A 7080-nucleotide genomic window follows, 5' to 3' on the forward strand; every position below is an offset into this window, starting at 1 on the left:
GTGTACGTAGGGAAGAGCGAGGGCGGGTCTCCGTCGACGCCGTCTTCGTGGCGATCGCCGTGACCGGGATGTGGCTGCTCGGTCTGCGCCCGTTCGAGCTGGGGGACGCCACGAACTTCGAGGACAGCGGTGACTGGGCCGAACGGGCCGGCCTCGTCGTGGCCGTGCTCGTGAACCTCCTCCTCGCCGCGATCGTCCTGGCGAAGGGCAAGATCTGGACCGGTCTGGTCGGGCTGTTCGTCGTTCCGCTCCTGTGGGTCGGGGCGATCCGGCTCTCCCGGCCGGGTGCCCCTTGGGCGCGCTGGCGGTACGGCGAGCGGTCGCGCCGGATGGGCCGGGCGCTCGAGCGCGAGCGTCGAGTGCGACGTCCGGTGATCCGCGCCAAGATCTTCGTGCAGGACCTCGTCGCGGGGGCGCCGACGCTCGAGACCGTGCGGGGCAGTGTGGAGCACTCGCGTACCGCGACCGAGGCGGAACTGGACCGACGGGTCCGTCCGGCCCCGCCGCCGATTTCTTCGATCGATGTTCCGTCTGGCACAATGGACGGGTTGCCCCGTTCGGGCACGCCTACCTGACCTGGGCACGAACCGGTCGAGCCCGCCACACGGCGGTCGCCGCCAGGTTCCTCTGCTCGAGCGAACAAGAGGATGAACAACCGATGAACACCCTGGACTTTCTGGACGCCAAGTCGCTGCGCAACGACATCCCGGACTTCCGTCCCGGCGACACTCTCGATGTGCACGTCAAGGTCATCGAGGGCAGCAAGGAGCGCGTGCAGGTCTTCAAGGGCGTCGTGATCCGGCGTCAGGGCGGCGGCGTCCGCGAGACCTTCACCGTCCGCAAGGTTTCCTTCGGCGTGGGCGTGGAGCGCACCTTCCCGGTGCACAGCCCCAACCTCGCCAAGATCGACGTGCTGACCCGTGGCGACGTCCGCCGCGCGAAGCTCTACTACCTGCGCGAGCTGCGCGGCAAGGCTGCCAAGATCAAGGAGAAGCGCTGATCTTCGGCCGCCGAGAAGCCCTTCGGGCTGCTCGGCACGGCTCTCGAGCCACCCGATAGAGCATCCGACGACCCGGTCGGGACCCACGTCCCGGCCGGGTCGTCGTCGTTGCGGGGATGGTCCGTTACCGGGCGGCGGGGTCGATGGTCGTCCTCGGAGGGCCGCCCTGCGGCAGACGCTAGTCTGTCGAGGTGGCAGATTCCCCGCATGATCCGGCCGAACCGGACGTGAACCGCAACGACGTTCGAGGTTCGGCTCGGAGCGATCGAGCCGACGGTGCACACCACCGGCGCGAGGACCCCGCAGCGAACGACACCGCCCCGAAGGCGAAGAAACAGAAGTCCTTCTGGCGCGAGTTGCCGATCCTCGTCGTCGTCGCACTGGCCCTGAGCTTCCTGCTGCAGACCTTCGTGGCGAGGGTCTACCTCATTCCGTCCGAATCGATGGAGCCGACACTGCACGGCTGCCCGGGCTGCACCGGCGACCGCATCGTCGTCGAGAAGGTGGGATACCGCTTCACCGATCCCCGGCCCGGCGACGTCATCGTCTTCGAAGGACCCGACTCGTGGTCGTCGGGCTACGTCTCCACTCGTTCCGACAACGTCGTCGTGCGGGGACTGGAGGAAATCGGCTCCCTCGTGGGTGTCGTGCCCCCGGACGAGAACGATCTCGTCAAGCGCGTGATCGCGGTCGGTGGTCAGACGGTGGAGTGCTGCGACGACCAGGGTCGCGTCCTGGTCGACGGGGTACCGCTCGACGAGCCGTACGTGACCATGGACTTCCCGTTCACGCCGGGTGTCGTCACATGCGAGACCGAGGTGCCTTCCGGGCGGTGCTTCGGACCCGTCACGGTTCCCGACGGGCACGTCTGGGTGATGGGCGACAACCGGAGCAACTCCGCCGACTCCCGTTACCACGTGGGCGACGAGCATCAAGGCGCCATCCCGCTCGAGAATGTCATCGGAAAAGCCCGCTTCATCGTGCTGCCTCCCGGCCGATGGGGCCTGATCGACTCACCGGAGATCCTGCCCTCGTGACTGCTTGGCCACCTCGCCCTGTGATCCGCCGATCCTCGGGACTGCGCACGATGGAGTCCGCGCTCGTGCGCTGCGGTCTCGGTCCGGTCGCCGGGGTCGACGAAGCCGGTCGCGGGGCCTGCGCGGGTCCGCTCGTCGTGGCCGCCTGTGTGCTCGGCGATCGGCCGCACGCCGCCCTCGACCGGCTCGACGACTCCAAGAAGCTCACCGAACGCACACGCGAGGAGCTGTACTCGGTCATCGTGCGACGCGCACCGGCGTGGAGCGTCGTGGTGATCCCGGCGACGGAGGTCGACGCGATCGGCATCCACGTCGCGAACATCGAGGGCATGCGACGGGCGGTCGCAGGCCTGTCGACTCCACCCGGTTACGTGCTCACCGACGGCTTCCGGGTGCCCGGACTGCCCGCTCCGTCCCTGCCGGTCATCGGGGGCGACGCGGCGGCCGCGTGTATCGCGGCGGCCAGCGTCCTGGCGAAGGTCACCCGAGATCGCATGATGGTCGAACTCGACCGCGAGGTACCGGAGTACGGCTTCGCGATACACAAGGGCTACAGCACACCGACGCACATGGCGGCGTTGGCCGAGCACGGCCCGTCACCGCATCACCGGCGGTCGTGGGCCAATGTGCGCTCGGTGTGCGGAGTGCCCGCGGTGCGGCGCCGGTTGTTCGCCGATGACCCGGGTCGTCGCCCGTACACCGACGATGTCGGGCGTCGATTGTTCACCGACGAGGCGGATGCGGGATGATTGCAGGACACACCAGAGTGGGAGGACACCGAGACCGATGAGTGCCGAGGATCTCGAGAAGTATGAAACCGAGATGGAACTCTCGCTGTACAGGGAGTACCGGGACATCGTCGGTCAGTTCGCGTACGTCGTGGAGACCGAGCGCCGGTTCTACCTGGCGAACGCGGTCGAGTTGCTGCCGCACAACGCCAACGGCGAGGTGTACTTCGAAGTGCGCATGTCCGACGCCTGGGTGTGGGACATGTACCGTCCCGCACGCTTCGTCAAGCACGTCCGTGTCATCACGTTCAAGGACGTCAACATCGAAGAGCTCGACAAGCCCGAACTGAGACTGCCCGACAAGCTGGGCTGACGATCACGGGGATGGACCCGCGCCGAGCGGCCGCATCCTAACGGGGACGCCGACACCGAGCGGTTCCCCGCGGCCCTCCGACTGCGGTTGTCCACAGGCACCGCACTCGTCCACAGATCCCGCGATCGCGCACTCGGCGGCCGAATCCGCAGTTCCCGGTACTCCACAGTGAGGGTATGCAGGGGAGAAACAGGACAGGGCACAACCGGGATCTGGGCGCGCGAGGTGAGGATCTCGCCACGGAATACCTCGAATCGGCCGGCATGGTCGTCCTCGAACGGAACTGGCGCAGCCGTTACGGCGAACTCGATCTGATCGTGCAGGACGGAGCGACCGTCGTCTTCGTCGAGGTCAAGACCCGCACGGGTACCGGTTACGGCACCCCGGCCGAAGCGGTGACGCCGGCGAAGGCCGAGCGTATCCGCCGCCTCGCCGGACTGTGGCTGTCGGAGCAGACGCGCCGCTGGTCGCATATCCGGGTGGACGTGGTGACCGTGCTGCTCGCGCGGGGCCGTGCGCCCGAGATCACCCACCGCAAGCAGGTCCTCTGATGGCGCTCGGACGCGCCTGGTCGGTTGCGGTCTCCGGGATCGACGGACAGGTCGTCGAGATCGAAGCCGACATCGGGCGAGGTCTGCCCGGTGTGACGATGGTCGGGCTGCCCGACACCGCGCTTCAGGAATCGCGCGACCGGGTGCGCGCCGCCGTGTCGAACTCCGGGGCCGCGTGGCCGGATTCGAAGGTCGTCCTCGCGTTGTCGCCGGCCACCCTGCCGAAGGTCGGCAGTGTCTACGATCTCGGGCTGGCGTGCGCGGTGCTCGACGCCGCGGATGTCGTGCCGGCCGAGGCCGTCTCCCGGACGGTGCTGCTCGGCGAGCTCGCGCTCGACGGCCGGATCCGCCCGGTGCGCGGTGTGCTGCCCGCCGTGCTCACGGCGAAGAGGCACGGCTGGTCGCGCGTGGTGGTGCCGGCCGCGACGATGACCGAAGCGGCGCTCGTCGACGGCATCGACGTCTACGGCGCCGAGACGCTGCGCGAGCTGGTGCTGTGGCTCCAGGGAGACGGTCCGCTCGAACGACCCGATCCGCGTGCCCTTCCGCCACGTGCGGTGCGCGGCGACCTCAGCGAAGTGGTCGGCCAGCACGAGGCGCGCCGCGCGATCGAGGTCGCCGCGGCCGGGGCGCATCACCTGATGCTGACCGGTCCGCCCGGGATCGGGAAGACGATGCTCGCACAGCGTCTTCCGGGGATACTGCCGGACCTGAGCGAGAGTCATGCCCTCGAAGTGACGGCGATCCATTCGGTGGCGGGCACCCTCACCAGCGATCGCCCTCTGGTGACCGAACCACCGTTCATCGCACCGCATCACACGGCGTCGGTGAGTTCCCTGATCGGAGGAGGAACGGGAATGGCGAAACCCGGCGCGGTGAGTCGGGCGCACCGCGGCGTGCTCTTCCTCGACGAGGTCGCCGAGATGGGCACGAAGACCCTCGAAGCGCTGCGGACACCGCTCGAGGACGGGGAGGTGCGCATCGCCCGCCGGGACGGCGTCGCCCGATATCCGGCCCGGTTCCAGCTGATCCTCGCGGCCAATCCTTGTCCGTGCGCACCTCCACGCGATGCCGACTGCGTATGTGCGCCGACCGCGCGCCGCCGCTATCTCGGACGCCTGTCCGGCCCCCTCCTCGACCGCGTCGACCTGCGCGTCCGGATGCAGGCCGTCGCGACGAGCGCACTGATGGGGGAGACCGGCGAGAGCACCGACGAGGTGCGGGCGCGGGTCGCCCGGGCGAGAGCCGCAGCGGGTGAGCGGTGGGCCGAATACGGCTGGGCCACCAACGCCGAGGTTCCCGGTCCGGCCCTGCGCCAGAAGTTCCGGCTCCCGCGTGCCGCCCTCGAACCGGTCGAATGGGCGCTGCGCAAGGGCGCGATCACCGCCCGCGGGGCGGATCGGGCACTGCGGGTCGCGTGGACACTGAGCGACCTCGAGGGTTCGGATTCGCCGTCGGCGACGCATGTCGCCGCCGCACTCGACTTCCGGGATCGAGGTGTCGCGTGAACGAGAAGCCGGACGAACGCCGCTTGGCCTGGGCGTATCTGTCCACCGTCGCGCAGGGTGCGTCGCGGTCGTTGTCGGCGGCGGTCGATGCCCGGGGAGTGGTCGAGGTGGCGGCCTCGATCCGCTCGGGTTCGACCCGCGACGAGCTCTCGGCGCGGTATTCGGTTCGGGCGCATCTCGATACCGCGGCCCGGGATCTCGAGCGTCTGGGGCGGGCCGGAGGGCGGCTGGTGACGCCGGACGACGACGAATGGCCCGCTTGGCAGATGCTCGGCTTCGGCACCCTCGACACCGCGACCGACGCCGAGGGGCCACCCCTCGCACTGTGGGTATGGGGGAGCCGGCGGCTCGACGATCTGGCCGAACGCGCGATCGGCGTCGTCGGAACCCGTGCCGCGAGTGGTTACGGGGAGCACGTCACCGCGGAGATCGCCGGGGATCTCGCCGCCGACGGGTGGACGGTCGTGTCCGGAGCCGCCTTCGGCGTCGACGCGGCCGCGCATCGCGCGGCGCTCGGGGTGGGTGGCACCACCGTCGCGATCCTGGCGTGCGGTGTCGACCGGGCGTATCCGGCGGCACATACGACGATGCTGCGGCAGATCTCCGAGTCCGGTCTGGTGGTCAGCGAGTATCCGCCGGGGACGACCCCCGCTCGGTACCGGTTCCTGGCCCGGAACCGGCTGATCGCGGCCCTGTCGGCCGGCACCGTGGTCGTCGAAGCGGGGTGGCGCAGTGGTGCGCGCAACACCGCGGCGTGGGCGAGACGACTCGGCCGACCGGTCATGGCGGTGCCCGGACCGGTCACCTCGGCGGCCTCACAGGGATGCCACCGCATGATCAGGGAAGGAGAAGCCCGCCTGGTGGGCGTGGCGCGCGACGTCGTCGAGGAGTGCGGTCCGCTGATGGCGGGCGGGGACGACGACCGCGACGGCCTGTTCCGCCGCGAGCTGGACGGATTGTCGGGCGACATGGCACTGGTCTACGAGGCGCTTCCGGCGTCGGACGTCAGTGATCCGGCGATGGTGGCCGAGTCGGCGGGACTGCCGATCGAGCGGGTGCGGGCAGCGCTGCCCCTGCTCGAACTCGACGGACTGGTGGAGACCACGGACGGAGGATGGCGGCGGACGTGACCGGTGCCCGAGCGTCGATCACTCGGTCGAGGTGCCCGCCGTCGGCTCGTCGTCGACGTACCAGGCGCGGTCGTCGCGGTTCCACTTCACCGCGCCGCGATGTGCCTTGCGGAACTCCTTGAGGACTGCCCGGTCGATCGACGGGTGGCCGTTGTCGTTGACGTAGATCCAGTCGGAGCCGAACTTGGCGTCGATCGCGTCGACCATGTCGGTCTGGGTGACCCTGCGTTCGGTGGTGATGATGTCGGTCATCCAGGTGGCGATGTCGGCCGCGGTGGTGCTCATGTTCTCGAGCCTAGAGCGTCGCCGATCGTGACGTCCCCGCCGCACCCCGCCACAGAGTACGGTGGCGCAGCAATAGGTAACCCTAATTTGGAGGTCCGGTGGCTCGGAAAGCGCCCGCATCGACGACACTCACGGTCCTGCGGACCGAGACGATCGGCGAACATTTCGTTCGTGTCGTGCTCGGTGGGGACGGATTCGGCGAGTTCCCCGCCCGCCCGGAGACCGACAGTTACGTGAAGATCGAGTTGGCGGCAGGGGACGAGACCGTCGTCCGCACCTATACCGTCCGGCGCGTCGACCCCGACGCCCGAGAGATCTGGATCGACTTCGTCGTCCACGGCGACGAGGGTGTCGCGGGACCGTGGGCTCGATCGGTGCAACCGGGCACGCAGGTCGTGGTGCGGGGACCCGGCGCGGGTTACCGGCCCGATCGCTCCGCCGACTTCCATCTGCTCGCCGGCGACGAGA

General features: G+C 69.4%; 9 protein-coding genes and 1 pseudogene. 9 read left to right on the forward strand and 1 reads right to left on the reverse strand.

Annotation, left to right across the window (positions count from 1 at the left end; all coding sequences use genetic code 11):
* The 8 genes and pseudogenes from R1101_RS0112930 to dprA all read left to right on the forward strand — a co-directional run.
* Positions 1 to 575: pseudogene (locus R1101_RS0112930) on the forward strand (hypothetical protein); the annotation flags it as partial.
* A gap of 83 nt (positions 576 to 658) precedes the next feature.
* A complete protein-coding gene (gene rplS / locus R1101_RS0112935) occupies positions 659 to 1000 on the forward strand; it encodes a 50S ribosomal protein L19 (RefSeq protein ID WP_016933840.1) in 342 nt (113 codons plus the stop codon).
* 227 nt (positions 1001 to 1227) lie between these two features.
* Positions 1228 to 2037: a signal peptidase I gene (lepB, locus tag R1101_RS0112940; protein ID WP_026003217.1), complete on the forward strand. Its 810-nt coding sequence runs from the start codon at positions 1228 to 1230 to the stop codon at positions 2035 to 2037.
* A complete protein-coding gene (locus tag R1101_RS0112945; protein WP_081494092.1) occupies positions 1998 to 2786 on the forward strand; it encodes a ribonuclease HII in 789 nt (262 codons plus the stop codon). The genes lepB and R1101_RS0112945 overlap by 40 nt, the downstream gene beginning before the upstream one ends.
* Positions 2787 to 2823: 37 nt before the next feature.
* Complete coding sequence (locus R1101_RS0112950; RefSeq protein WP_006550963.1) at positions 2824 to 3138, forward strand: DUF2469 domain-containing protein; 315 nt, start codon at positions 2824 to 2826, stop codon at positions 3136 to 3138.
* 176 nt (positions 3139 to 3314) lie between these two features.
* Positions 3315 to 3689, forward strand: a complete 375-nt coding sequence (locus R1101_RS0112955) for a YraN family protein (protein WP_026003218.1) — start codon at positions 3315 to 3317, stop codon at positions 3687 to 3689.
* Positions 3689 to 5197, forward strand: coding sequence for a YifB family Mg chelatase-like AAA ATPase (locus R1101_RS0112960; RefSeq protein WP_016933844.1), 1509 nt, complete (start codon positions 3689 to 3691; stop codon positions 5195 to 5197). The genes R1101_RS0112955 and R1101_RS0112960 overlap by 1 nt, the downstream gene beginning before the upstream one ends.
* Entirely contained in the window at positions 5194 to 6327 is a 1134-nt protein-coding gene (gene dprA / locus R1101_RS0112965) for a DNA-processing protein DprA (RefSeq protein ID WP_016933845.1), read from the forward strand. Before R1101_RS0112960 ends, dprA begins: the two co-directional genes overlap by 4 nt.
* Before the next feature lie 18 nt (positions 6328 to 6345).
* Here dprA and R1101_RS0112970 read toward each other — a convergent pair whose 3' ends face one another.
* Positions 6346 to 6612, reverse strand: a complete 267-nt coding sequence (locus R1101_RS0112970) for a DUF6953 family protein (RefSeq protein WP_016933846.1) — start codon at positions 6610 to 6612, stop codon at positions 6346 to 6348.
* A 98-nt stretch (positions 6613 to 6710) separates the two neighbouring features.
* Here R1101_RS0112970 and R1101_RS0112975 point away from each other — a divergent pair.
* On the forward strand, positions 6711 to 7080 hold a 370-nt coding region (locus R1101_RS0112975), incomplete at its 3' end, for a siderophore-interacting protein (protein WP_016933847.1).

Source organism: Rhodococcus sp. R1101, assembly GCF_000278445.1.
Lineage (GTDB): Bacteria > Actinomycetota > Actinomycetes > Mycobacteriales > Mycobacteriaceae > Rhodococcus > Rhodococcus gordoniae.